This is a genomic window from Aeromicrobium sp. SP1 (assembly GCF_055663785.1).
The window spans coordinates 932,515-956,894 of record NZ_JBQVVK010000001.1; the positions used below are offsets into that span (position 1 = coordinate 932,515).

Annotated in this window: 25 protein-coding genes; 20 read left to right on the top strand and 5 right to left on the bottom strand. The window is 71.0% G+C overall.

Features of this window, described 5'->3' with window-relative positions; genetic code table 11:
• Positions 1-52 precede the first annotated feature (52 nt).
• Together ACT26F_RS04590 and ACT26F_RS04595 are read right to left on the bottom strand one after the other, a co-directional pair.
• Complete coding sequence (locus ACT26F_RS04590; protein ID WP_471669309.1) at positions 53-934, bottom strand: hypothetical protein; 882 nt, start codon at positions 932-934, stop codon at positions 53-55.
• A gap of 81 nt (positions 935-1,015) precedes the next feature.
• Positions 1,016-2,239 carry a DUF349 domain-containing protein gene (locus tag ACT26F_RS04595; protein ID WP_471669310.1) on the bottom strand — a complete coding sequence of 408 codons (1,224 nt, stop codon included), beginning with the start codon at positions 2,237-2,239 and terminating at the stop codon, positions 1,016-1,018.
• 56 nt (positions 2,240-2,295) lie between these two features.
• On the opposite strand from ACT26F_RS04595, the gene ACT26F_RS04600 reads away from it, so the two are divergent.
• The 18 genes from ACT26F_RS04600 to ACT26F_RS04685 are packed head-to-tail and all read left to right on the top strand — an operon-like array spanning position 2,296 to position 19,509.
• Complete coding sequence (locus tag ACT26F_RS04600; protein ID WP_471669312.1) at positions 2,296-2,991, top strand: MBL fold metallo-hydrolase; 696 nt, start codon at positions 2,296-2,298, stop codon at positions 2,989-2,991.
• The gene (gene hisS / locus ACT26F_RS04605) at positions 2,988-4,304 is read left to right on the top strand and encodes a histidine--tRNA ligase (protein ID WP_471669313.1); all 1,317 of its coding nucleotides are present in this window, start codon (positions 2,988-2,990) and stop codon (positions 4,302-4,304) included. Before ACT26F_RS04600 ends, hisS begins: the two co-directional genes overlap by 4 nt.
• The gene (gene aspS, locus ACT26F_RS04610; RefSeq protein ID WP_471669314.1) at positions 4,301-6,067 is read left to right on the top strand and encodes an aspartate--tRNA ligase; all 1,767 of its coding nucleotides are present in this window, start codon (positions 4,301-4,303) and stop codon (positions 6,065-6,067) included. The genes hisS and aspS overlap by 4 nt, the downstream gene beginning before the upstream one ends.
• A 4-nt stretch (positions 6,068-6,071) precedes the next feature.
• Positions 6,072-7,433, top strand: a complete 1,362-nt coding sequence (locus tag ACT26F_RS04615; RefSeq protein ID WP_471669315.1) for a replication-associated recombination protein A — start codon at positions 6,072-6,074, stop codon at positions 7,431-7,433.
• Positions 7,434-7,443: 10 nt separating this feature from the next.
• Positions 7,444-7,896 (top strand): hypothetical protein, encoded by a 453-nt coding sequence (locus tag ACT26F_RS04620; RefSeq protein WP_471669316.1) that lies wholly within the window; start codon positions 7,444-7,446, stop codon positions 7,894-7,896.
• Positions 7,893-8,126, top strand: coding sequence for a DUF6167 family protein (locus ACT26F_RS04625; protein WP_471669317.1), 234 nt, complete (start codon positions 7,893-7,895; stop codon positions 8,124-8,126). Before ACT26F_RS04620 ends, ACT26F_RS04625 begins: the two co-directional genes overlap by 4 nt.
• A complete protein-coding gene (alaS, locus tag ACT26F_RS04630; RefSeq protein WP_471669318.1) occupies positions 8,126-10,780 on the top strand; it encodes an alanine--tRNA ligase in 2,655 nt (884 codons plus the stop codon). Before ACT26F_RS04625 ends, alaS begins: the two co-directional genes overlap by 1 nt.
• Positions 10,780-11,265 carry a Holliday junction resolvase RuvX gene (ruvX, locus tag ACT26F_RS04635; protein ID WP_471669320.1) on the top strand — a complete coding sequence of 162 codons (486 nt, stop codon included), beginning with the start codon at positions 10,780-10,782 and terminating at the stop codon, positions 11,263-11,265. The genes alaS and ruvX overlap by 1 nt, the downstream gene beginning before the upstream one ends.
• On the top strand, positions 11,262-12,386 hold the full coding sequence (mltG, locus tag ACT26F_RS04640) for an endolytic transglycosylase MltG (protein ID WP_471669321.1): 1,125 nt from the start codon (positions 11,262-11,264) through the stop codon (positions 12,384-12,386). Before ruvX ends, mltG begins: the two co-directional genes overlap by 4 nt.
• Entirely contained in the window at positions 12,379-13,185 is an 807-nt protein-coding gene (locus ACT26F_RS04645; RefSeq protein WP_471669322.1) for a shikimate dehydrogenase family protein, read from the top strand. Before mltG ends, ACT26F_RS04645 begins: the two co-directional genes overlap by 8 nt.
• A gap of 10 nt (positions 13,186-13,195) precedes the next feature.
• A complete protein-coding gene (locus tag ACT26F_RS04650) occupies positions 13,196-13,855 on the top strand; it encodes a prepilin peptidase (RefSeq protein ID WP_471669323.1) in 660 nt (219 codons plus the stop codon).
• Between the two features lie 25 nt (positions 13,856-13,880).
• Positions 13,881-15,059 carry a chorismate synthase gene (aroC, locus tag ACT26F_RS04655; RefSeq protein WP_471669324.1) on the top strand — a complete coding sequence of 393 codons (1,179 nt, stop codon included), beginning with the start codon at positions 13,881-13,883 and terminating at the stop codon, positions 15,057-15,059.
• Positions 15,056-15,568, top strand: coding sequence for a shikimate kinase (locus ACT26F_RS04660; protein ID WP_471669325.1), 513 nt, complete (start codon positions 15,056-15,058; stop codon positions 15,566-15,568). Before aroC ends, ACT26F_RS04660 begins: the two co-directional genes overlap by 4 nt.
• On the top strand, positions 15,565-16,647 hold the full coding sequence (aroB, locus tag ACT26F_RS04665) for a 3-dehydroquinate synthase (protein WP_471669326.1): 1,083 nt from the start codon (positions 15,565-15,567) through the stop codon (positions 16,645-16,647). Before ACT26F_RS04660 ends, aroB begins: the two co-directional genes overlap by 4 nt.
• The gene (locus ACT26F_RS04670) at positions 16,640-17,689 is read left to right on the top strand and encodes a M24 family metallopeptidase (protein ID WP_471669327.1); all 1,050 of its coding nucleotides are present in this window, start codon (positions 16,640-16,642) and stop codon (positions 17,687-17,689) included. The genes aroB and ACT26F_RS04670 overlap by 8 nt, the downstream gene beginning before the upstream one ends.
• A complete protein-coding gene (efp, locus tag ACT26F_RS04675) occupies positions 17,689-18,252 on the top strand; it encodes an elongation factor P (protein WP_471669328.1) in 564 nt (187 codons plus the stop codon). The genes ACT26F_RS04670 and efp overlap by 1 nt, the downstream gene beginning before the upstream one ends.
• Positions 18,252-18,662 carry a transcription antitermination factor NusB gene (gene nusB, locus ACT26F_RS04680; protein WP_471669329.1) on the top strand — a complete coding sequence of 137 codons (411 nt, stop codon included), beginning with the start codon at positions 18,252-18,254 and terminating at the stop codon, positions 18,660-18,662. Before efp ends, nusB begins: the two co-directional genes overlap by 1 nt.
• 43 nt (positions 18,663-18,705) lie before the next feature.
• Positions 18,706-19,509 (top strand): DUF1206 domain-containing protein, encoded by an 804-nt coding sequence (locus ACT26F_RS04685; protein WP_471669330.1) that lies wholly within the window; start codon positions 18,706-18,708, stop codon positions 19,507-19,509.
• A gap of 13 nt (positions 19,510-19,522) precedes the next feature.
• Here ACT26F_RS04685 and efeB read toward each other — a convergent pair whose 3' ends face one another.
• The 3 genes from efeB to efeU are packed head-to-tail and all read right to left on the bottom strand — an operon-like array spanning position 19,523 to position 22,805.
• A complete protein-coding gene (gene efeB, locus ACT26F_RS04690; RefSeq protein WP_471669331.1) occupies positions 19,523-20,740 on the bottom strand; it encodes an iron uptake transporter deferrochelatase/peroxidase subunit in 1,218 nt (405 codons plus the stop codon).
• Positions 20,737-21,954, bottom strand: coding sequence for an iron uptake system protein EfeO (gene efeO, locus ACT26F_RS04695; RefSeq protein WP_471669332.1), 1,218 nt, complete (start codon positions 21,952-21,954; stop codon positions 20,737-20,739). Before efeO ends, efeB begins: the two co-directional genes overlap by 4 nt.
• Positions 21,951-22,805, bottom strand: a complete 855-nt coding sequence (gene efeU / locus ACT26F_RS04700) for an iron uptake transporter permease EfeU (RefSeq protein WP_471669333.1) — start codon at positions 22,803-22,805, stop codon at positions 21,951-21,953. Before efeU ends, efeO begins: the two co-directional genes overlap by 4 nt.
• A gap of 136 nt (positions 22,806-22,941) precedes the next feature.
• On the opposite strand from efeU, the gene ACT26F_RS04705 reads away from it, so the two are divergent.
• Positions 22,942-23,964 (top strand): RNA polymerase subunit sigma-70, encoded by a 1,023-nt coding sequence (locus ACT26F_RS04705; RefSeq protein ID WP_471669334.1) that lies wholly within the window; start codon positions 22,942-22,944, stop codon positions 23,962-23,964.
• Positions 23,961-24,377, top strand: a complete 417-nt coding sequence (locus ACT26F_RS04710) for a DUF6069 family protein (protein WP_471669335.1) — start codon at positions 23,961-23,963, stop codon at positions 24,375-24,377. The genes ACT26F_RS04705 and ACT26F_RS04710 overlap by 4 nt, the downstream gene beginning before the upstream one ends.
• Positions 24,378-24,380: the final 3 nt, after the last annotated feature.

The following is a 24,380-nucleotide window of genomic DNA, read 5'->3' on the forward strand; positions in this document are numbered from 1 at the left end:
CGCTCGCGGTGGCTACTCGATCACCGGGCGGGGCGGTACTCGATCACCGTGGTCAGGCGGTGCGGTGGATCTGGCGGTGCTGGTCGCTCATCTTCACGAGGGCCGGGCCGACGAGTCCGACGGCGATGAGTCCGATCGCGAGGGCCAGGGCCGAGGCGGCCTCCCACGACGTCCAGTCGACCGCTCCGGTGTTGCAGGCGAGTGCGACGAGCTCGGCGATGCCGATGCCGAACATCGCCTTCATGCCGCTGCCCAGCCGCATCAGGTCGTCCTCGGCGAGCGCACCCAGCAGACCCACGCCGAGACCCAGGCACCAGACGCCGAGGACGCGCGCGTCGACGAGGTTGGTGTCCCACGGGATCCGCTGGCTCCAGAAGGCCGGGGCGCCGATCAGGCCCACGCCGAGTCCGAAGTGCGCCGAGCCGAGGATCGCGACGAGCGGCTTGGTCCAGCCGGGGAACGGCACGAGGACGGCGAGGTCGAGGCGCGGCTCACGGAACTGCGAGACGAGCATCGGGATGGCGAACAGTGCGAGCGCCGTGATGCCGACGAGCCACAGCAGCATGTAGACGGCATTGCGCGGGGCGTCGTCCAGGACGAACGTGCCGATCGTGGTGGTCAGCAGCAGGCCCCACACGATGACGATGACCGGCGCGACGAGCACGCGGGCGTCCTCCCACAGCAGCACGCGAGAGGCCGACACGAGCGCGGGCAGGATGCCGACGAGCGCGGCGCCGACGAGGGCGAGGGTCAGCGGTGACGCGACCTCCCACGGCGACACGTGGTGGTCGAAGAAGCTCGACAGGAACATCGCCGGGCCGGTGAACGACAGCAGCAGCACCACGAACATGAGATACATCGACGTGCCGGGAGCCATCTCGCGGCCGGCGAGGGCCTCGGCGTCGACGGTCGCGGTCTGCGGGCTGTCGGTCATGCGTCACTCCGTTCTCGATGGTTCAGGTTGAACCATCGAGAGTGTGACACACGTGACAGGTGTGTGTCTGGAGAAAACGCCTCAGGAGAAGTCGGAGGCCGTCCGACGCGCGATGTCGAGGAAGGACTGCCGCGACTCGAGGTTCTCCCGCAGCTTCTTCGCCTTCGACGTGTCGCCGGCGGCCTCGGCCTTCGCGAGCGCCTCCTGCGTCTCGGCGATGGCCGTCTCCAGCTTCGAGATCATGTCGTCGGCGCGCGCGGACTTCTCCGGATCGGTGCGCTTCCACTCCTGGTCGCCGGCGTCGCGGATCGCCCGCTCGACCGTGCGGATCCGACCCTCGAGCTCCTTCATGTCGTCGCGGGGGACCTTGCCGGCCGCCTCCCAGCGCTCGGCGATGCCGTGCCACACCTTGCGGGTCGCCTCGAGGTCCTTGATCGGCAGCAGTGCCTCGGCCTCGATCAGCAGTTCGCGCTTGACCGCGGCGTTCTCGGCGAACTCCTGGTCCTGCGCGGCGTTCGCGGACTCGCGGGCGGAGAAGAACACGTCCTGCGCGGCACGGAACCGCTTCCAGAGCTTGTCCTCGACGTTGCGCGGGGCCGAGCCCGCGGCCTTCCAGCGCGTCATCAGGTCGCGGTAGGCGCCGGAGGTGGCGCCCCAGTCGGTCGAGCCGGACAGCGCCTCGGCCTCGGCGATGAGCCGCTCCTTGACCTTCTGCGCGTCCTCGCGACGGGCGTTCTGCTCGCCGAAGTGGGCCTTGCGCTTCTTCGTGTAGGCCGTGCGGGCGCTGGAGAACCGGTGCCACAGCTCGTCGTCGGCCGACTTGCTCAGCCGGGGGAGCGCCTTCCACTCGTCGAGCAGGGCGCGCAGTCGGTCGGCGCCGGCGCGCCAGTCGGTGCCGGCGGCGATCCGCTCGGCCTCGTCGGCGATGCGCGTCTTGGCCTCGGCGGCCTCGGCGGTGCGCTGCTCGCGCTCGGCCTTGCGCTTGGCACGGGCCTCGGCGAGGGCCGGCTCGAGGGCATCGAGACGCGTGGCCAGCGACGCGAGGTCGCCGACCGCCTGGGCGTCGACGAGCTGCTCGCGGACGGTGGTGATCGCCTTCGCGCCGTCGTCGGGGGACAGCGTGCCGGCCTCGAGCCGCTTCTCCAGCAGGTCCACCTCGGTCTCGAGGTTCTCGAAGCGGCGGACGTAGAAGGCGAGTGCTTCAGCAGCGTCCCCTCCGGTCACCCATTGACCGATCAGGCGCTCACCGTCGCCCTCCTTGACGTAGACGTTGCCGTCGGCGTCGACGCGACCCCAGTCACTCATGGCGGTCAGTCTAGGAGGTTCGCGACCGCGGGTCGTCCTCGCGTACCCTGAAAGGCGTGCTTCTCACCGCCTTCCCCGCCGGACCGCTGCAGGCGAACTGCTACTTCGTCGCCTCCGGACCCGGTTCACCGTGCGCGATCGTCGACCCCGGGATGCAGTCGTTCGAGGGCGTGAAGGCCGTCGTCGAGGAGCACGACCTGACCCCCGTGGCGGTGCTCGTGACGCACGGGCACTTCGACCACATGTGGGACGCCACGCAGGTCGCCGACCACTTCGGCTGCCCCGTCTGGATCCACCCGGCCGATCGGCACCTGCTCGCCGACCCGATGGCCGCGATCTCGAACGAGTCCGCCGCGATGCTGCGCCAGCAGCTCGGCGACGTCGACGAGACCGCGTTCCACGAGCCCGCCGAGGTCCGCGACGCCATCGACGAGGCCACGATCGCCGTGGGCGACCTGACGCTGACCGTCGACCACTGCCCCGGGCACACCCCGGGCACGGTGGCCTACCGCGTCGACTACGCGGGCGACGAGCCGGTCTCGCAGGTCATGTTCTCCGGCGACTTCCTGTTCTTCGGCTCGATCGGGCGCACCGACCTCGTCGGCGGCGACCACGCCGAGATGCTGCGCAGCCTGCAGGCCAAGGTGCTGAGCCTGCCCGACGACGTCGTCGTGCTCCCCGGCCACGGCCAGCAGACGTCGATCGGCCGCGAGAAGGCGACCAACCCGTTCCTCGCGGAGCTGACCGCATGAGCAGGTTGTCCGGCTTCCCCGAGTTCCTGCCGGCCGAACGCTCCGTCGAGCTCGCCGTCCTCGACCACCTCCGGCGCGTCTTCGAGCTGCACGGCTTCGGCAACGTCGAGACGCGCGCGATCGAGCCGCTCGAGACGCTGCTGCGAAAGGGCGAGATCGACAAGGAGGTCTACGCCGTCCAGCGCCTGCACGCCGACGAGTCCGAGGCCGCCGACATGGCCCTGCACTTCGACCTCACGGTGCCGTTCGCGCGCTACGTCGTCGAGAACGCCGGCCGCCTGCAGTTCCCGTTCCGTCGCCACCAGATCCAGAAGGTGTGGCGCGGGGAGCGTCCCCAGGCCGGCCGCTTCCGCGAGTTCACGCAGGCCGACATCGACATCGTCGGCGATGGCACCCTGCCGTTCCACTTCGACGTCGAGATCGCACGCGTCATGGCCGAGGCGCTCGGCGGGCTGCCTGTCCCGGGCCTGCAGATGACGCTCCAGGTCAGCAACCGCAAGGTGCTCGAGGGCTTCTACCTCGGCCTGGGGATCGCCGAGCCCACCGCCGTCATGCAGGTCGTCGACAAGATCGACAAGGTGCCCGCGGAGAAGGTCCGGGCGCTGCTGCTCGAGCAGGGCCTCACCGAGTCGCAGGCCGACTCGTGCCTCGCGCTGACCGAGGTCGTCACGACCGACATGTCGTTCGTCGAGCGCGTGCGTGCGCTCGGCGTCGAGCATGCGCTGCTCGACGAGGGGCTCGCCGAGCTCGAGGCCGTGATCGCCGGCTGCGCGAGCGTCACCGGCGTCACCGTCACCGCCGACCTGCGCATCGCACGCGGCCTGGACTACTACACCGGCACGGTCTTCGAGACGCGCGTCGCCGGTCGCGAGGCGCTCGGCTCGGTGTGCTCGGGCGGCCGCTACGACCAGCTCGCGAGCGACGGCCGTCGCACGTTCCCCGGTGTCGGCATCTCGCTCGGCGTCTCGCGGCTGCTCTCGGTGCTGTTCGCCGACGGCCTCACCGCGAGCCGCAGCGTGCCGTCGGCCGTGCTGGTCGCCGTCGACGCCGAGGACTCCCGCCCCGCGAGCGACGCGATCGCCCAGCGCCTGCGCGCCCGCGGCATCGCGTGCGAGGTGGCACCCACCGCCGCGAAGTTCGGCAAGCAGATCCGCGTCGCCGAGCGTCGCGGCATCCCGTTCGTGTGGTTCGCCGCGACGAACGAGGTCAAGGACATCCGTACCGGAGAGCAGGTGTCGGCCGATCCCGACGCCTGGCACCCCGACCCCATCGACCTGCGACCGCAGGTGACCCAGAAGGAGACCACAGCGTGATCCGCACCCATGACGCCGGAAGCCTGACCGCCGCGAACACCGGTGAGCAGGTCACCCTCGCCGGCTGGGTCGCCCGCCGCCGCGACCACGGCGGGGTCGCCTTCATCGACCTGCGCGAGGCCAGTGGCGTCGTCCAGGTCGTCGTCCGCGAGGAAGTCGCGCACCAGCTGCGCAACGAGTTCTGCCTCAAGGTCACCGGCACCGTCGAGAAGCGGCCCGAGGGCAACGAGAACGCGGCGATCCCCACCGGCGAGATCGAGATCATCGCCGACGAGGTCGTCGTGCTGTCGAAGTCCGAGCCGCTGCCGTTCCCCATCGACGACCACGTCGAGGTGGGCGAGGAGGTGCGCCTCAAGCACCGCTACCTCGACCTGCGCCGGTCGGGTCCGGCCGCCGCGATCCGGCTGCGCTCGAAGGTCAACGCCGCCGCCCGCACCGTGCTCGCCGGTCGTGACTTCGTCGAGATCGAGACGCCCACGCTGACCCGCTCGACCCCCGAGGGTGCGCGCGACTTCCTCGTGCCGGCCCGCCTGCGTCCCGGCAGCTGGTACGCGCTGCCGCAGAGCCCGCAGCTGTTCAAGCAGCTGCTGCAGGTCGGCGGCATGGAGCGGTACTACCAGATCGCGCGCTGCTACCGCGACGAGGACTTCCGCGCCGACCGCCAGCCCGAGTTCACCCAGCTCGACATCGAGATGAGCTTCGTCGAGCAGTCCGACGTCATCGCGCTCGGCGAGGAGATCCTCGTCGCGCTGTGGCGCCTCATCGGCCACGAGATCGAGACGCCGATCCCGCACATGACGTACGCCGACGCGATGGCCCGCTACGGCTCGGACAAGCCCGACCTGCGCGTCGACCTCGAGCTCGTCGAGTGCACGGAGTACTTCGCGAACACCCCGTTCCGGGTGTTCCAGGCGCCGTACGTCGGTGCGGTCGTCATGCCCGGAGGCGCCTCGCAGCCTCGCCGCCAGCTCGATGCGTGGCAGGAGTGGGCCAAGCAGCGCGGCGCGAAGGGCCTGGCCTACGTGCTCGTGCAGGAGGACGGCGAGCTCGGCGGTCCGGTCGCGAAGAACCTGTCCGAGGACGAGCGCGCGGGCCTGGCCGCCCACGTCGGCGCGAAGCCGGGGGACTGCGTCTTCTTCGGCGCCGGTCCGGTCAAGTCCACGCGTGCCCTGCTGGGCGCCGCCCGTCTCGAGATCGGCCGCAAGTGCGACCTGATCGACGAGTCGGCGTGGAAGTTCGTCTGGATCGTCGACGCCCCGCTGTTCGAGCCGGCCTCGGACGCCGTCGCGTCCGGTGACGTCGCGGTCGGCTCGGGCGCCTGGACGGCCGTGCACCACGCGTTCACGTCGCCGCAGGACACCGAGGCCTTCTCCGAGGACCCGGGCTCGGCGCTCGCGTGGGCGTACGACATCGTCTGCAACGGCAACGAGATCGGCGGCGGCTCGATCCGTATCCACGACCGCGAGGTCCAGGAGCGGGTCTTCGCGATCATGGGGCTGTCGCAGGACGAGGCGCGCGAGAAGTTCGGCTTCCTGCTCGACGCGTTCAAGTACGGCGCCCCGCCGCACGGCGGCATCGCGTTCGGCTGGGACCGCATCACGGCCCTGCTCGCGGGCACCGACTCGATCCGCGAGGTCATCGCGTTCCCGAAGTCCGGCGGCGGCTACGACCCGCTCACCGCGGCCCCGGCGCCCATCACGCCCGAGCAGCGCGCCGAGGCCGGGGTCGACGCCGAGCCCGAGGGCGACGACGAGGACGAGTGATGTCGTGACGGACGGCCTGTTCGACCTGCCGGACCAGGCGCCGTCCCGCCGGGACTCCGGCGGGACCCTCGCGGGCAATGCGCACTCCAGCGCGCCGCTCGCGGTGCGGATGCGTCCGCGCACGCTCGACGAGCTCGTCGGTCAGCAGCACCTGCTCGCGCAGGGATCGCCGCTGCGCCGGATGATCGAGGGCGATGCGCCGCTGACCGTCCTGCTGTGGGGGCCGCCCGGCACCGGAAAGACGACGCTCGCGAGCCTGATCAGCCACCAGACGGATCGCCGGTTCACGGAGATCTCGGCGGTCAGCGCCGGTGTCAAGGAGGTCCGAGAGGTGATCGTCGGCGCCCGTCAGGCGCTCGCGAACACGGGCCGCGAGACGGTGCTGTTCGTCGACGAGGTGCACCGGTTCAGCAAGGCCCAGCAGGACGCGCTGCTGCCGGGCGTCGAGAACCGCTGGGTCAGCCTCGTCGCCGCGACCACCGAGAACCCGCACTTCAGCGTCATCTCGCCGCTGCTGAGCCGCTCGCTGCTGCTGACGCTGGAGTCGCTCACCGACGACGACATCGCCACGCTGGTCGACCGGGCCGTCGCCGACGAACGGGGGCTGGGAGGCACGGTCGGACTGTCCGACGAGGCGCGGGACCACCTGGTCCGGCTCGCCGGGGGAGACGGACGTCGCGCGCTCACGTACCTCGAGGCGGCCGCCGGCGCGGCCCTGGACCAGGGCCACGCCGAGATCAGCGTCGACGACGCGGCCCTCGCGGTCGACAAGGCCGCCGTGCGGTACGACCGGCAGGGCGACCAGCACTACGACGTGACGAGCGCGTTCATCAAGTCGATCCGCGGCTCGGACGTCGACGCGGCGCTGCACTACCTCGCCCGGATGATCGAGGCCGGCGAGGACCCGCGCTTCATCGCCCGGCGCCTCATGATCCACGCCAGCGAGGACATCGGGATGGCCGATCCGACCGCGTTGCCGCTCGCCACCGCGACCGCCCAGGCCGTCGCGATGATCGGGTTCCCCGAGGCCCGGATCCCGCTCGCGCAGGCGGTCATCCACCTCGCGACGGCGCCCAAGTCGAACGCCGTCGTCCGCGCGATCGACGCCGCGATGGCCGACGTCCGGGCCGGCAAGGTCGGGGCCGTGCCGCCCGCCCTGCGCGACGCCCACTACGCCGGCGCGAAGAAGCTCGGTCACGGCCACGACTACGTGTACGCCCACGACGACCCGCGCGGAGTCGTGTCGCAGCAGTACGCACCCGACGACGTCGACGGCGCCGACTACTACGAGCCCGGCTCGCACGGGGCCGAGGGCGCGATCGCAGAACGGCTGAGTCGTATCCGCGCCATCCTGCGTGACAGGTAACCTCGTTCCCATGTCCCCGCAGGTCCTGCTCCTCCTCGCCACGGCCGTCCTGGCCCTGGTGGCGGTGACGGCTGCGGTGGTCGCCCTGCGCGCGGTCCGCGAACTGCGCCGCGTCGAGGCACCCCCGACACCTCCCGCACCCGTGGAGCTGCACGTTTCAGCCGCCCCGCCGGCCCTTTCCGTGCCGGAACGTGACACCCCATGGGACCCGGCGCCCGCGGCTGAGGTCGTGCGGGTCGTCGAGGGTCGCGTGATCGTGCAGCCGTCGCAGGCGCAGGTCGTGGCGGCGACGATGACCCGGCCGTCGGTGCGCTTCGGCATCCTCGTGTCCGGGGTCGTCCATGCGCTGCGGCCCGAGAGCCGCGACCGCATCGGGGCGCTCATGCGCCGCGAGTACCGCGCGCGCAAGCGTGCCCGCCAGCGCGCGGCCCGCTCCGCCGCCCGTGGAACGGTAGCGCCGTGAGCCGCGCCGTCTGGTTCGTCGCCGGCACCGCCGCCGGCGTCTACGCCAGCGTCAAGGCCCGCCGAGCCGCCTACCGTGTCTCGATGCCCGGTCTCATCGACCAGGCCGCCGCCCTCGGCTCCGGGGTGCGCGCGTTCAGCGCCGAGGTGCGCGAGGGCATGCACGCCAAGGAGCACAAGATCCGTACCCGAACACTTCTTCCCGAACTCACCACCAAGGACGACTCCTGATGGAAACCGCTGAGATCCGGCGCCGATTCCTGTCCCACTTCGAGAACGCCGGCCACACGGTCGTGCCCTCGGCCCCGCTGCTGTTCGACGACCCGAACCTGCTGTTCGTCAACGCCGGCATGGTGCCCTTCAAGCCGTACTTCCTCGGCCAGGAGACGCCGCCGTTCGACCGCGCCACGAGCGTGCAGAAGTGCGTGCGGACCCTCGACATCGAGGAGGTCGGCAAGACCACCCGGCACGGCACGTTCTTCCAGATGAACGGCAACTTCAGCTTCGGCGACTACTTCAAGGAAGGCGCCATCACGCACGCGTGGGACCTGATCACCAAGAGCGTCGACGACGGCGGTCTGGGCTTCGATCCCGAGCTGATCTGGGTCACGGTGCTGCACACCGACACCGAGGCGCGCGAACTGTGGAAGCGGATCGCCGGCCTGCCCGACGAGCGCATCCAGAACCGCGGCCTGCTCGACAACTACTGGCACATGGGCGTCCCCGGCCCCGGCGGTCCGTGCTCGGAGATCTACATCGACCGCGGACCCCAGTACGGGCCCGACGGCGGTCCCGAGGCCGACGAGGACCGGTTCCTGGAGATCTGGAACCTCGTCTTCATGCAGGAGGAGATCACGAACGTGGTCGCCAAGGACCAGTTCGACGTGATCCAGCCCCTGCCCAGCAAGAACATCGACACCGGCATGGGCCTGGAGCGCGTGGCGTACCTGCTGCAGGGCAAGGAGAACCTGTACGAGATCGACGAGGTCTTCCCCGTCATCGAGAAGGCCGCCGAGCTCAGCGGCAAGCGCTACGGCGCCGATCACGTCGACGACGTGCGGTTCCGCGTGATCGCCGACCACGTCCGCAGCGGTCTCATGCTGATCGGCGACGGCGTCACCCCCGGCAACGAGGCGCGCGGCTACGTCCTGCGCCGGCTGCTGCGTCGTGCCGTGCGCTCGATGCGCCTGCTCGGCTTCGAGGACCAGGCTCTGCCTGAGCTGCTCCCGGTGAGCCTCGAGCGGATGAAGCAGTCGTACCCCGAGCTGGAGGCGGACTTCGCCCGGATCAGCCAGGTCGCGTACGCCGAGGAGGAGGCGTTCCGCCAGACCCTCGGCAAGGGCACGCAGATCTTCGACGTCGCGGTGGGCGACATCAAGAGCGACGGCGGCTCGGTGCTGACCGGCAACCAGGCCTTCCAGCTCCACGACACGTACGGCTTCCCGATCGACCTCACGCTCGAGATGGCCGAGGAGCAGGGCCTCACGGTCGACCAGGAGGGCTTCCGGGCGCTCATGGCCGAGCAGAAGGCGCGCGCCAAGGCCGACGCCAAGTCCAAGAAGGGCGTCCACGCCGACACCACGGTGTACCGCGAGACGCTCGACTCGTTCGGCCCGACCGACTGGCTGGCCTACACGAACCTGATCACGGAGTCGACGGCGATCGCGCTGTTGTCCGGCGGGGCGACGGTGCCCGCGCTCGCGGAGGGCCAGGTCGGCGAGGTCGTGCTGGACCGCACCGGCTTCTACGCCGAGTCCGGCGGCCAGAACGCCGACGCGGGCGTCCTGCGCTGGGACGGCGGCGAGGCCGAGGTGCTCGACGTGCAGCGCCCCATCAAGGGCCTCGTCGTGCACCAGGTGCGGGTCACGCACGGCGAGCTCACGGTCGGCACTGCGCTGTCGGCCGAGGTCGACCACGAGTGGCGCCTCGGCGCGCGTCAGGCGCACTCGGGAACGCACGTCGTGCACGCGGCGCTGCGCGAGGTGCTCGGCCCGACCGCGCTGCAGTCCGGCTCCTACAACCGACCGGGCTACCTGCGTCTGGACTTCGGCTGGAACGGCGCCCTCGACCCCGACCAGTTCCGGCGGGTCGAGCACGTCGCGAACCGCGCGCTGCGCGAGGACCTGCAGGTCAGCCAGCACTGGATGACGCTTCCCGAGGCGAAGGAGTTCGGTGCGCTCGCGCTGTTCGGCGAGACGTACGGCGAGCAGGTCCGCGTCGTCGAGATCGGTGGTCCGTGGTCGCGTGAGCTGTGCGGTGGCACGCACGTCGAGCGGTCGAGCCAGATCGGCACCGTCGTCATGACGTCCGACTCCTCGGTCGGTGCGGGCAACCGCCGCGTCGAGGCGCTCGTGGGCATCGAGGGCTTCGAGTACCTCGCGAAGGAGCGCGACCTCGTGCTCCAGCTGACCGACGTGCTCAAGGCCCAGCCCGAGGACGTGCCCGGTCGGGTTCAGGACCTCGTGTCGCGACTGAAGGCCACCGAGAAGGAGCTCGAGAAGCTCCGCGCCGCCGAGCTCCAGGGCGCGGCGGGCGACATCGCCGCGACCGCCAAGGACGTCGACGGCGTCGCGTTCGTCGGCCACCGCGCCGACGGCGTGGGCGGCGGCGACGTGCGCCAGATGGCCCTCGACATCCGCGGCCGGCTGACCGACCGTCCCGCGGTCGTCGTCGTGATCGGCACGGGTGGCGACAAGGCCACCGCGGTCGTCGCGCTCAACCAGGCCGCCCAGGACCGTGGCCTCGCCGCGAACCAGCTGTTCGGCGTGGTCGGCGACAAGATCGCCGGTCGTGGCGGCGGCAAGGCCGACGTCGCGCAGGGCGGTGGCACCGACCTCGGCGGGATCGAGGCGGCCTTCGCCGCGGTCGAGGAGGCCCTGCGCTGATGCGCCGGGGCCGTCGGCTCGGCGTCGATGTCGGCGACGCGCGCATCGGCGTCGCCTCGTGCGACCCCGATGGGCTCATCGCGACGCCGGTCGAGACGGTTCGCGCCGGCGACGGCGCCGTGGCGCGCCTCGTCGCGCTCGCCGAGGAGTACGAGGTGCTCGAGGTCGTCGTCGGCCTGCCGCTCGGCCTGTCCGGGCGAGAGGGCCCGGCGGCGGCCAAGGTCAGGGCGTTCGCGGCGTCGCTGGCCACGGCGCTGTCATGCTCCTCTCATCCGGTTTCGGTACGGTTGATCGATGAACGACTCTCGACCGTGGCGGGCCAGGCCCAGCTCCACGCGAGCGGTCGAGCGGCCAAGTCGTCGAGGTCGGTCATCGACCAGGCGGCGGCCGTGGTGATCCTGCAGTCGGCGGTCGACGCCGAGCGCACGCGCGGCGAGGCGCCGGGCGAGATCGTCACGGCAACGACGGAAGGAACTGAGCGATGAGCGACGGTGGACTCGAGGTGCTGACCGGCGAGGAGGAGCCCCGGCCGACCGCGGGCTCGCGCCGCAAGGCCGAGCCCCCGAAGAAGTCGGGCCTCAAGACGCTGCTGGCGCTCGTGGCGGTCGTCGCGATCCTCATCGGCGGCTACGTCGTCGTGACGCAGGCGATGGACCGACTCGGCGGCGCCGACGACTACAGCGGCCAGGGCACGGGCTCGGTCACGGTCACGGTCCCGTCGGGCGCCAACGGCCTGCAGATCGCGCGGCTGCTCGCCGACGCCGGTGTCGTCAAGTCGTCCGAGGCGTTCTACCAGCTGAGCCTGAGCGACTCGCGCGCCCAGCAGATCCAGGCCGGCACCTACCAGCTGCGCGAGCACATGTCGGCCGACGCCGCGCTCGCCGCCCTCGTCGACCGGGCGAACCTCGTCCAGGACAAGTTCACCGTGCCCGAGGGTGCGCGCGTCGGCCAGATCGTCGAGGCCATCGCGAAGAACACCGACCTCAAGTCCGAGGACCTCCAGGCCGCGCTCGACGACCCGGCCTCGATCGGCCTGCCCGACTTCGCCAACGGCAACCCCGAGGGCTACCTGTACCCCGAGACGTACTTCGTCGAGCCCGGCGAGACGGCCACCGACGTGCTCACCCGGATGGTCAAGCAGACCCTCAAGGTCGCCGATGACCTCGAGATCGGCGAGCGGGCCCCGGCGCTGGGGATGACGGGGGAGCAGATCCTCACGGTCGCCAGCATCCTGGAGTACGAGGGCCAGAAGCCCGAGGACTACGCCAAGATCGCCCGCGTCCTCTACAACCGGATCGACCAGGGCATGCCGCTGCAGCTGGACTCGACCGTCTCGTACGTCAGCGACCGCAAGGGCGACGTGTGGACCACGGCGGAGGAGCGCGCGAACCCGTCGCTGTACAACACGTACCAGCACACGGGTCTGCCGCCCGGACCGATCGGCTCGCCCGGCGAGGCCACGATCGAGGCGGCGCTCAACCCGGCCGAGGGCGACTGGCTGTACTTCTTCGCCAAGAAGGACGGCTCGGTCGTCTACAACTCCGACTTTGCGAAGCACACCGCGGACTGCCAGGCCGAGTACGGGGCCGGATCCTGCGGTGGCTGACCGCTGCGCGGTACTGGGATCGCCCATCGCCCACTCCCTCTCGCCGGCGATGCACCGTGCCGCCTACGCGACGCTCGGCCTGGACTGGACGTACGTGGCGTTCGACGTCGCCGAGGGCGAGCTGACCGAGTTCGTGTCCGAGCACGCCCGCTGGCGCGGGTTCTCGGTCACGGCGCCGCTCAAGCGGGAGGCCGCGACGCTGGCGACCGAACGGGACGCGATCGTCGACGCGCTGGGCGTGGCCAACACGCTCGTGCCCCGCGACGGCGGCTGGTTCGCCGCCAACACCGACGTTCCGGGCGCGATCAGCGCCCTGCGTGGCGTGGGCGTCACCCGGCTGTCCACCGTCCGGATCGTGGGGGCCGGAGCGACCGCGGTGTCGGTGGCGCTCGCGGCGAAGCGGCTCGGCGCGACCCGGGTCGAGCTGCGCGTGCGCGACACCGGCCGTGGGGCGGCCACGGCGCGCGCCATCGAGCGGCTGGGGCTGACGGCCACGGTCGTGCCGCTGAGGGTCGACGTCACCGAGTCGGTCGACCTGCTCGTCTCGACGGTGCCCGGCGATGCCGTCGCGGGTCGTGAGCACGAGTTCGTCGGCTCCGCCGAGACGGTGTTCGACGCCGTCTACGACCCGTGGCCCACCGATCTCATGCTGTCGGCCCAGGGTGACGGGACGGCGCTCGTCACGGGGCTGGACCTGCTGGCCCACCAGGCCGTCCTGCAGGTGGACCTGATGGCCGGCCAGACGGTCGATCCCCAGCTCCTGCTCGGTGCCGCCACGGCCGCGCTCGCGGGTCGCTAGTCTGCCCCTCGTGCTTCCCCCCTTGATCGCCGCCGTCCTGGCCGGCCTGCTCGCGGCGCTCTCGCCGCGACTGCTCGCCCGGCTGCCCGAGCCCGAGCTGGAGCCCGAGCCGGACATGCCCGCGAAGATCCCGTATCCCGAGCTCGCGGCGGAGTCGGGGCTGTGGTGGAAGCTCGCGATCCCGGCCGCCGTGCTCGGCGCGATCGCCGGAGCCACGATCAGCGAGCCCAGGTTGCTTCCCGTGTGGATCCCGATCGCGGCCGCGACCCCCGTGCTCGCGTGGGTCGACTGGAAGGTCCACCTGCTGCCGTACCGGATCGTCGCGCCGCTGTACGTGCTCACCTGGGTGCTGCTCGCGGTGTGCGCCGCGTGGCTGGGGGACTGGCACGTGCTGCTGCTCGCGCTCATCGGGAACCTCGCGGTGTTCGGCTTCTACTTCGTGCTCGGCCTGGTCGGCCCGATGGGCTACGGCGACGTCCGGCTCTCGGCGGTGGTGGGCGCCGCGCTCGGCCCGCTCGGCCTCGTGGCGACGTTCTACGGCGTGTTCTTCGGCATGCTGATCGGCGCGCTCGCGGGGATCGTGCTGGTTCGCGGCCGGCTCGGGAAGGGCACGCCGATCGCCTTCGGGCCGTACCTGCTGCTCGGTGCCTTTGCCGCCCTGTGGGTCTGATGGAGGGGTTTGAGAGGATGTCACCATGCTTCGTTGGTTGACCGCCGGGGAATCCCACGGCCCCGCCCTGGCCGCGACGATCGACGGGATCCCCGCCGGCGTCGAGGTGTCCAGCAAGGAGATCCAGGCGGCGCTCGCGCGACGTCGGCTCGGCTACGGTCGGGGCGCCCGTATGGCGTTCGAGGCCGACGTGCTGGAGATCGTGGGTGGCATCCGCCACGGACGCACCCTCGGCAGCCCCATCGCCCTGCGCATCGGCAACAGCGAGTGGCCGAAGTGGGAGCAGGTCATGGCGGCCGACCCGGTCGACGCCGACGTGCTGGCCGGGCTCAAGCGCAACGCGCCGCTGACCCGCCCGCGTCCCGGTCACGCCGATCTCGCCGGCATGCAGAAGTTCGACTTCGACGAGGCCCGCCCCATCCTCGAGCGCGCGAGTGCGCGCGAGACGGCGGCGCGCGTCGCCCTCGGCGAGATCGCCGCGCAGTTCGTCCGGCAGGCGACCGGCGCCACGATCCTGAGTCACGTCGTCGAGCTCGGCTCGGTCGCGGCGCCCGCGGGCACGCTGCCGGCCTTCAGCGACCTCGAGGCGATCGACGCCGATCCGCTGCGCTGCTTCGATGCGGAGACGTCGAAGGCGATGGTGGCCGAGGTTGACGCGGCCCACAAGGACGGCGACACGCTCGGCGGCGTCGTCGAGGTCGTCGTCGAGGGACTTCCGCCGGGACTCGGCTCGCACACCCACTGGGACCGTCGGCTCGACAGCCGGCTCGCCGCCGCGCTCATGGGCATCCAGGCGATCAAGGGCGTCGAGCTGGGCGACGGCTTCGAGCTCGCCCGCACGCGCGGCTCGCTGGCCCATGACGAGATCGTCCCCACCGACGCGGGGATCCGGCGCGTCTCGGGTCGCTCCGGCGGCACCGAGGGTGGCATGTCGACCGGCGAGGTGCTGCGCGTCCGCGCGGCGATGAAGCCGATCGCGACCGTGCCGCGGGCGCTGCGCACGATCGACGTCCAGACCGGCGAGGAGGCTCGTGCCCACCACCAGCGCTCCGACGTGTGCGCCGTGCCGGCCGCGGGCATCGTCGCCGAGGCGATGGTCGCACTCGTGGTCGCCGAGGCCGTGCTGGAGAAGTTCGGCGGCGACTCCGTCGGCGAGACCTCGCGCAACGTGCAGGGCTACCTCGACCACCTGAGGTACCGGTGACCTCGACCCGACCTCTGGTCGTCCTGGTCGGGCCGCCCGGTGCGGGCAAGACCACGGTGGCCGAGCTGCTCGCCCAGCGGTGGGACGTCGCGGTGCGCGACACCGACCAGGACGTCGAGGCGAGCGAGGGCGAGTCCGTGCAGGACATCTTCGTCGGCCGCGGCGAGCCGGTCTTCCGCGAGCTGGAGGTCGCCGCGGTCGCCACGGCGCTGCAGGAGCACGACGGCGTCCTGGCGCTCGGCGGCGGGGCGGTCATGGACGCACGCACGCGGGCCCTGCTCGCCGACCACACCGTCGTGCACCTGGACGTGGGGCTCGCCCAGGCGGCCCATCGGGTCGGCATGAACTCGGGTCGCCCGCTGCTGCTCGGCAACGTCCGCGGCCAGCTCAAGGCCCTCATGGACGCCCGCCGCCCGCTGTACCGCGAGGTGGCCACGTTCACCATCGCCACGGACGAGCTCGGCCCCGACGAGGTCGTCGACCGCATCGTGCAGGAGATCGACCGGTGACCCGCACGGTGCGCGTCGCCACCGCCCAGCCCTACGACGTCGTCGTCGGCCACGGCGTGCTCGGACGGATCGCGACCCTCCTCCCCGCGGACGCGCTGCGCGTCGCGATCATCCACGCAGGCCCCGTGCTCGGCTTCACCGAGGGACTCGCCCAGCACCTGACCGGGCGTGAGGTCCTGCTGATCGAGGCGCCCGACGGTGAGCAGGCCAAGACGGTCGCCTTCCTCGCGCACTGCTGGGACCAGTTGGGCCTGCACGGCTTCACGCGCTCGGACCTCGTCGTCGGCGTCGGCGGGGGAGCGACCACCGACCTCGCCGGCTTCGTCGCCGCCAGCTGGCTGCGCGGCGTCCGGTTCGTCACGGTGCCGACGACCGTGCTGGGCATGGTCGACGCGGCCGTCGGCGGCAAGACCGGGATCAACGTCGCCGCCGGCAAGAACCTCGTCGGCGCCTTCCACGAGCCGATCGGCGTCCTGTGCGACCTCGGCACGCTCGTCGACCTGCCGGCGCGTGAGCTGCGCGGCGGCCTCGCCGAGGTCGTCAAGTGCGGCTTCATCGCCGATCCGTCGATCCTCGCCGATGTGGAGGCCGACCCCGACCGCGCGCTGGACCCCACCGACGACCTGCTGGCCGACCTCGTCACCCGCGGGATCGCCGTCAAGGCCGCGACCGTCGCGGGCGACCTGCGCGAGACCGGTGCCGACGGCGGCGTCGGGCGCGAGGCGCTCAACTACGGCCACACCCTCGGTCACGCGATCGAACGGCACGAGAAGTACACGCTGCGCCACGGCGAGGCGATCAGCGTCGGGATGGTCTTCGTCGCCGAGCTGGCCCACCGCACGGGGTCGATCGACGACGCGCTGCTGGCCCGGCACCGTTCCGTCCTGGACCTCGTCGGGCTGCCCACGACCTACGGCGGCGCGTCCTTCGAGGACCTGCTCGGCGGGATGCGGTTGGACAAGAAGACCCGCGGCGACCAGTTGCGATTCGTCGTCCTCGACGGACTTGCCCGGCCGACGATCCTCGCCGGCCCCGACGAGTCGCTGCTGCGCGAGTGCTGGGAGGCCGTCCGTGGCTGAGCACCGGATCGCGCGCCTGCAGGAGCTCCTGCGGGAGGAGGGCCACGCCGCGATGTACGTGTCGCACCTCGTGAACGTGCGGTACCTGACGGGGTTCACGGGCTCCAACGCCGCACTGCTCGTCCCCGTCGACGGCGATCCGCTGTTCCTCACCGACGGCCGGTACAAGGACCAGGCCGCCGCGCAGACCGACGGTCTCGAGATCGCGATCACGCGCGACCTGATCGGGGTGGCCATCGGCCGCGCGCCGGCGGACCTCGCGGCCGAGACGCACGTGCTCGACGTCGACTCGTGGCAGCAACTCGACCGGCCCGAACCGTCGGGTCGTCTCGTCGAGCGGCTGCGAGAGGTCAAGGACGACACCGAGATCGCGGCGCTGCGCGAGGCGTGCCGGATCTCGTGCGAGGCCCTCGAGGCACTGCTGATCGGCCCGCTCACGGGTCGCACCGAGCGCGAGGTCGCGCGCGACCTGGAGTGGCGGATGCTCGAGCTCGGCGCCGAGGACAAGGCGTTCGCGACGATCCTCGCCTCGGGGGAGAACACGGCGATCCCGCACCATGACCCCACGGACCGCGTCCTGCGCACCGGCGACCTGCTCAAGATCGACTTCGGCGCCCGCGTCGACGGCTACCACGCGGACTGCACCCGCACGGTCGTGCTCGGTCCCGCGGCGGACTGGCAGCGCGAGATCCACGCGGCCGTGAAGGCGTCGCAGTGGTCCGGGGTCGAGCAGCTGCGCGCCGGGGTCCCCGTCGCCGCGGCGAACACCGCCGCCCGCGCCTCGCTGGAGCGCGACGGCTGGCTGGAGGCCTTCACGACGGGTCTCGGCCACGGCGTCGGCCTGGAGATCCACGAGGACCCGTTCATCGCCTCGACCCATCCCGGTAGACTGGCCAGTCGCACCGTCCTGACGATGGAACCGGGGATCTACCTCCCGGGCCGTGGGGGCGTGCGCATCGAGGACACCGTCCTCGTCACCGACCCCGGCGGTGAGCCCGACGTGCTCACCGACACCACGAGAGAACTCCTGGAGATCGACTGATGGCGACCACGAACGACCTCAAGAACGGCCTGGTGCTCAACATCGACGGAAACCTGTGGTCCGTCGTGGAGTTCCAGCACGTCAAGCCCGGCAAGGGCCCCGCCTTCGTCCGCACGAAGCTCAAGAACATCGAGTCCGGCAAGGTCGTCGACAAGACCTTCAACGCCGGCACGAAGGTCGAGACGGCCAACGTCGACAAGCGCGACATGCAGTACCTGTACAACGACGGCACGAACTACGTCTTCATGGACATCGGCACGTACGACCAGATCGAGGTCACCCCCGAGGTCATGGGCGGCACGGTCGACTACCTGCTGGAGAACCAGAACGCCGTCGTCGCCACGAACGACGGTCGCGTCCTGTACGTCGAGCTGCCCGCGTCGGTCGAGCTCCTCGTCGAGCACACCGATCCGGGTCTGCAGGGCGACCGCTCGAGCGGTGGCACGAAGCCCGCGCGCCTGGAGACCGGCAAGGAGATCCAGGTCCCGCTGTTCCTCACGAGCGGCGAGAAGATCAAGGTCGACACCCGCGACGGCAGCTACCTCGGTCGTGTGAAGGCCTGATGGCCGCCCGCACGAAGTACCGCAAGCGGGCCCTGGACATCCTGTTCGAGTCCGAGACCCGAGGGCTGCCGGCTGACGGCACCCTCGCCGACCGGCTCGAGACGAACGACCCGCCGATCAACCCGTACACGGTCTCGCTCGTCGAGGGCGTGGCAGCGCATGCGGGCCAGATCGACGCGCTGCTCGAGGAGCACTCGCACGCCTGGAGCCTCGACCGGATGCCCGCCGTCGACCGCAACCTGCTGCGGATCGGTGTCTTCGAGATCCTGCACGTCGACGACGTGCCCGACGCCGTCGCGATCAGCGAGGCGGTCGAACTGGCCACCGAGCTGTCGACCGACGAGTCGCCCCGGTTCGTCAACGGGCTGCTGAGCAAGGTCGCCCAGCTCAAGCCGACCCTGACGGACTGACGCTCGACTCGCCGTTCATCTCGCGGCTGCCCATAATGGCCGGATGACAGTCAACGAGGTCCGGCAGAACGACGCGTACCGGCACCTCGTCACGGCGGGACTGGTCGCCTACGGCGTCGTGTTCCTCCTCGTGGCCTGGATCGCCCTCGTGGTGGCCTGGTCCGGCGGAGGCGGCGAGGACGCCTCCCAGACCGGCGCGCTGCACAAGATGGCCAGCACGCCGCTGGGTCCGTACCTGCTCGTGGTCGTCGGGATCGGGTTCCTCGCCCTCGTGGTCTGGCAGGGGCTCGAGGCGGTCCTCGGTCACGGCCGCGTCGCCGAGGAGCACGACACGAAGAAGCGGACACTCAAGCGGATCAGCTCGGCCAGCCGTGCCGTCGTGTACGCGCTGCTGGCCTACAACGCGTTCAGGTTCGCGTTCTCCTCCGGCTCGGGCGGTTCCAGCGACTCCAAGGAGGAGGGCTTCGTCGCCTCGATGATGGGCCACTCCTTCGGGCGGGTGCTCGTGATCGTGATCGGTCTGGTCATCATCGGCGTCGGCGTGCGGCAGATCGTCCGCGGCGTGACGCGCAGCTTCGAGAACGATCTCGTCGGAGGCGTGCCGGACTGGGTGGGCACGCTCGGCGTGGCGGGCTACGTGGCCAAGGGCGTGGCCTTCGGGATCATCGGCGTACTGTTCGCGTGGGCCGCGCTCAGCTACGACCCGGAGAAGGCCGGTGGCCTGGACGATGCGCTGAAGACGTTCCGCGATGCTCCCGCCGGCCCGTGGCTGCTGACGCTGATGGCGGTCGGACTGGGGTGCTTCGGCGTCTACTGCTTCGTGTGGTCGCGCAACGCGAAGATCTAGCGGCGACCTCGGGTCAGGCGAACAGACCCGCCCCGACGGACTCGCCGGCACGGATGCCGCCGGGGATCGCGAAGATCGCCGAGCCGATGTGGCGGATGTACTCGTTCATGGCGTCCGTGGACAGCGAGCGCTGGATGTCGATGAACTGCTGCGGCGAGCGCCCGAAGGCGAGGAAGAACAGGCCCGCGTTGATCTGGCCGAGGTCGTTGTTGCCCTCGACGAAGTTGTAGCCGCGCCGCAGCAGCCGTTGCCCGTGGTTGGCGTCCGGATGGGCGAGCCGCACGTGCGCGGTGACCGGGATCGCCGGGCCGCCGGCGGCGGTGGACACGACGTCGAAGTCGGGCTCGGTGAACTCGGTCCCGCCGGACAGCGGGGCCCCCTCGCCCTTGTCGCGGCCGATGATGGCCTCCTGCTCCTCCAGCCGGGTGCGGTCCCACGACTCGATCGTCATGAGGATCTTGCGGGCCACGAGGAAACTGCCGGCGGCCATCCACGGCTGATCCGCGTCGTCGGCCCAGACCCAACGGTCGAGGTCCTGCGTCTGGTTGCTGAAGATGTTCGCGGTGCCGTCCTTGAAGCCGAACAGGTTCCGCGGCGTGACCTGAGCGTCCGAGGTCGAGGACGTCCGGCCGTAGCCGAGCTGCGTCCACCGGATCTGGGCGCGCCCGAACGCGATCCGCGAGAGGTTGCGGATCGCGTGGACCGCGACCTGGGGGTCGTCGGCGCAGGCCTGGATGCACAGGTCCCCGCCGCTGAAGCGGTCCTCGAGCAGGTCGAACGCGAACGACGGCAACTCGGCCAGTTCGGCGGGCTTGCGACTCGCGAGCGAGAACCGGTCGTCGAACAGGGTGGGCCCGAACCCGAACGTGATCGTGAGGGAGTTCGCCGACAGGTCGAGGGCCTCCCCGGTGTCGTCCGGCGGCTTGTACGGGCCGCCGCCGGTCGCGCCCTCGGGGGAGACCTCCTCGCCGCGCGTGAGGCGTGCCGCGGCGTCCGTCCAGTCCTCCAGCAGCGCCTGGAGGTCGTCGCGGGTCGCCGACGAGGTCATGTCGAACGCGGCGAAGTACAGGTGCTCCTGCATCGAGGTCGTGATCCCGGCCTGGTGCGTGCCGTGGAACGACACGACCTCGGACTTCTCCTCGCTCGCGTCGAGTGCGGCCTTCGCGGCGAAGCCCCCCGCCACGCCGACGGCTCCGGCTCCCAGGAGCCCGAGCGCCTCACGTCGCTTCATGACGCCGAGACGCCGAGCACCGTGTGCGTGAGCTGCGACAGCGGCTCGGAGAGGGCGTTCAGCTGGGCGCCGAGCTCGTTGCGCTGCTCCTGCGCGACGGTGTCGTAGGAGACGAAACCCTTCTCGTAGTCGCCGTAGGTCTTCAGCAGGGCGAACATCGCGGCGAACTGCTTGTCGAGGTCGGTGACGAGCTGCTCGCCCTCGGCGCCCTTGCTCTCGGCGATGTCGTGCACGGACTCGTACGCGACCTTGGCGCCCTCGACGTTGGCGTTGAAGTCGTACAGGTCGGTGTGGCTGAACTCGTCCTCCTCGCCGGGCAGCTTGCCGTCGGGGGCGGCGACCTCGTCGAGCAGGCCGATCGCGCCGTTCGTGATGTCGCCGACCGTCAGCACGAAGTCCTTCGCGTGGACCTTCTCGTAGAGCGCCTGCACGTCGGACTCCAGCTGGTCGCCGACCTCCTTGCGGCCGGCCTCGTCGAGGGCCGTCAGGTCCTCGTCGGGGTAGTTCTTGCGCGCCTCGTCGAGCCACAGGTCCATCTCGATGCGGTGGAAGCCGGTGAACGGGATGCCCTCGGCCTCGGCACCGGGCTTGCGGTAGTCGATCTTCGGGTCGAGGTCGCCGAACTGCTCCGCGGTCGGCTCGATGCGCTCGTAGTTGATGCGCGTGATCGGGAACAGCGCGCGCGCCTTCTCGTCGTCTCCGGACTCGTACGCGTCGACGAACGCCTCCACGTTCGTGACGAGCTCGCCGACCTGGTCCTTCGTGTACGCCGTGTACGAGGCGACCGCCGCGTCGGTGGCCTGCTGGTCGCTCTCGTCGACCTTGACGGAGTCGCCGGTGACCGTGAACGCCGCGTTGCCGACGCCGTCGCCGACCATGCCGGGCTTGCACTCGGTGTAGTACGTGCCCGGCTGCGCCTGGACGGTCAGGTCGCGCGTCGTGCCGGGGGCGATGTTCTCGACCTCGCCGATGATCTGCAGCTTGTCGTCGGCGAGCAGGTAGAACTCCGTGACCTTGTCGCCGTCGTTCTTGACCTGGAAGTTGATCGTCCCGCTGGCGGCCTTGCCGGTCGACACGTCGCAGGCGTCGCTCGAGCTGCTCACCGTGATGGCCTTGTCGTCGTCGGCGTCGCTGTTCTTGACGCAGGCGCCGAGACCGAACGTCGCGGTGACGGCGGCGAGCGCGAGCGCAGCGGTGCGCGAGCGAGGGGTCATGGACGGGCTCCTTCGGGGGTGCGGGTGACGACGCGCCAGTACGCGGTGCCGACGGTGATGAGGTAGGTGGCCCACACGACGAGCTCGAGCTTCGTCATGTCGGGGCTGAAGCCGATCGTGCCCTTGAGCAGGGCGGCGAGCAGACCGGACGGGTCGATCGTTCCGCTGAGCTGGAACGCCCAGGCCTCGGCGCCGGTCCAGGCGCCGCCACCGGAGGTCCACGGGCCAGGCAGCACGCCGGCCTCCTGCAGGTCGTGCACGGCGTACGCGAGGATGCCGGCGGCGACGACGATCAGGAGGGCGCCCGTCCAGGTGAAGAACGTCGCGAGGTTGATGCGGACCATGCCGCGGTAGATCGCCCAGCCGAGGGCGACCGCGGCGAGCAGTCCGAGGACGGCTCCGACCCACGCGAGGGGAGCGTCGCCGCTGGACTGGACCGCGCTCCACAGGAACAGTGCGGTCTCGAGTCCCTCGCGCGCGACCGCGACGAAGCCGATGATCACCAGACCCATGCCGGGACCGTCGAGCCGGACGTCGATCTGGTGCTCCAGCTCGCCCTTGAGGCCCTTGGCCGTGCGGGCCATCCAGAAGATCATCCACGTGACGAGGGCGACGGCCAGGATCGACATCGTGCCGCCGATGATCTCCTGCGCCTTGAACGTCAGGCCGTACGTGCCGAACGTGAGGACCGCGCCGAGGCCGAGGGAGAGCAGCACGGCCAGCGCCACGCCCGCCCAGATCCGCGGGATGACGTCGTCGCGGCCGATCTTGCGGACGTACGCGATGAGGATGCCGACGACCAGCGAGGCCTCCAGGCCCTCGCGCAGGCCGATCAGGAACGTACCGATCACTTCTGCCGCCTCACGACTGAGATTTTGCCGACGATCACGTTAGGCCAGCCTCACCAAGGTACCTCCATCGGGGTCGGGGTGACGCCACCGGGGGCGTGACATCGCTCGCCCCCGGGGCTCATCCGCGTCCACGGTGATGAGTTCTGGCGCCCCGTCCCGTCTTACGGGTGAAGGGTCCACGACGGAGGAGACTGAACAGATGAGCACGGAGACGATGGTCGACGAACCGGAGTTCGCCGCGATGACCGAGCCGCACCGGCGCGAGCTGCACGTGCACTGCTACCGGATGCTCGGCTCGTTCGAGGATGCCGAGGACGCCGTGCAGGAGACGTTCCTGCGGGCGTGGCGGCGCCGTGAGACGTACGAGGGCAGGTCCACCTTCCGGGCCTGGCTGTACCGGATCGCCACGAACGCCTGCCTCGACCTGCTCGCCAAGAGACGTCCCGAGCCGGCGAGCGGGGGCGAGGTGCCCTGGCTGCAGCCCTACCCGGACCGACTGCTCGACGAGCTGCCCGCGGACGACGCGGAGACGCCGGAGGCCGTCGCCCTCGCGCGGGAGACGATCGAGTTGGCCTACCTCGTGGCCGTCCAACACCTGGCGCCGCGACCGCGAGCCGTACTCATCCTGCGGGACGTCGTCGGCTGGCCGGCGAAGGATGTCGCGGAGCTCCTCGGCGACTCCGTGAACTCCGTGAACAGCGCGCTCCAGCGGGCCCGCGCGGGGCTGCGCGAGCACCTGCCCGCGCAACGGCAGGACTGGACCGGAGGCGCGGACGACACCGCGACGCGTGACCTCGTGCGGCGGTACACCGATGCGTGCGTCGCCACGGACATCGATGCGATCGCGACGATGCTGCGCGACGACGTCCGCTGCTCGATGCCGCCCACTCCGGGGCTCAACGTCGGCCGCGACGTGGTGGTCAACGACTGGGTGGAGAGCGGCTTCGAGAGCATGACGGGCCTGCGCGTCGTCCCCGCCGCCGTCAACCGGCAACCGGCCGTCGCCGCCTACCACTGGCAGGAGCAGGAGAACGCGTACCTTCCGCTGACGGTCGACGTCCTGCGGATCGAGTGCGGGCGGATCTCCGAGATCATCACGTTCCACGCCGACCAGTTCCCCCGGCTGGGGCTGCCCGAGCGTCTGGAGGCGGCGTCGTGAGCCGCGTGGTGCAGACCGCTCGGCCGAGCCTCGGCCGGGTGGCCGTCACGGGACTGGCGGCGACGGTTGCCGCGGCAGCCGCGATCACGGTGGGTGCCGCTCTCGCGAGGTCGGCAGGCGTTGACTTCGAGATCCCCGAGGGTGGCGAGGCCATCCCGCTGGGCGGGTTCACCACCGTGACGAGCGTCCTCTCGCTGGTGGGCGTCGCCATCGCGGTGATGCTGGCTCGCTGGAGCGCCGACCCGGCAAAGTGGTTCGTGGGCATCACCGTCCCCCTTGCGGTGGCCTCGCTGGTGCCGCCGCTGGTGGTCGGCGCGAACGCCGCAACCGCGATCACGCTCGTCGCACTGCACCTCGTGGCTGCGACCATGATGATCCCGGTGCTGACGAGAGCCCTCCACGTGCAAAGGTGACCG

What these genes read in the sequence shown, in the direction of transcription:
- nusB (WP_471669329.1), top strand. Translation starts at nt 18,252, where the DNA reads ATGGCCGCCCGCACGAAGTACCGCAAGCGGGCCCTGGACATCCTGTTC.
- aroC (WP_471669324.1), top strand. Translation starts at nt 13,881, where the DNA reads ATGCTTCGTTGGTTGACCGCCGGGGAATCCCACGGCCCCGCCCTGGCC.
- hisS (WP_471669313.1), top strand. Translation starts at nt 2,988, where the DNA reads ATGAGCAGGTTGTCCGGCTTCCCCGAGTTCCTGCCGGCCGAACGCTCC.
- ACT26F_RS04705 (WP_471669334.1), top strand. Translation starts at nt 22,942, where the DNA reads ATGAGTTCTGGCGCCCCGTCCCGTCTTACGGGTGAAGGGTCCACGACG.
- ACT26F_RS04590 (WP_471669309.1), bottom strand. Translation starts at nt 934, where the DNA reads ATGACCGACAGCCCGCAGACCGCGACCGTCGACGCCGAGGCCCTCGCC.
- alaS (WP_471669318.1), top strand. Translation starts at nt 8,126, where the DNA reads ATGGAAACCGCTGAGATCCGGCGCCGATTCCTGTCCCACTTCGAGAAC.
- efeB (WP_471669331.1), bottom strand. Translation starts at nt 20,740, where the DNA reads ATGAAGCGACGTGAGGCGCTCGGGCTCCTGGGAGCCGGAGCCGTCGGC.
- ruvX (WP_471669320.1), top strand. Translation starts at nt 10,780, where the DNA reads ATGCGCCGGGGCCGTCGGCTCGGCGTCGATGTCGGCGACGCGCGCATC.
- efeO (WP_471669332.1), bottom strand. Translation starts at nt 21,954, where the DNA reads ATGACCCCTCGCTCGCGCACCGCTGCGCTCGCGCTCGCCGCCGTCACC.
- ACT26F_RS04620 (WP_471669316.1), top strand. Translation starts at nt 7,444, where the DNA reads ATGTCCCCGCAGGTCCTGCTCCTCCTCGCCACGGCCGTCCTGGCCCTG.
- ACT26F_RS04595 (WP_471669310.1), bottom strand. Translation starts at nt 2,239, where the DNA reads ATGAGTGACTGGGGTCGCGTCGACGCCGACGGCAACGTCTACGTCAAG.
- ACT26F_RS04685 (WP_471669330.1), top strand. Translation starts at nt 18,706, where the DNA reads ATGACAGTCAACGAGGTCCGGCAGAACGACGCGTACCGGCACCTCGTC.
- efp (WP_471669328.1), top strand. Translation starts at nt 17,689, where the DNA reads ATGGCGACCACGAACGACCTCAAGAACGGCCTGGTGCTCAACATCGAC.
- mltG (WP_471669321.1), top strand. Translation starts at nt 11,262, where the DNA reads ATGAGCGACGGTGGACTCGAGGTGCTGACCGGCGAGGAGGAGCCCCGG.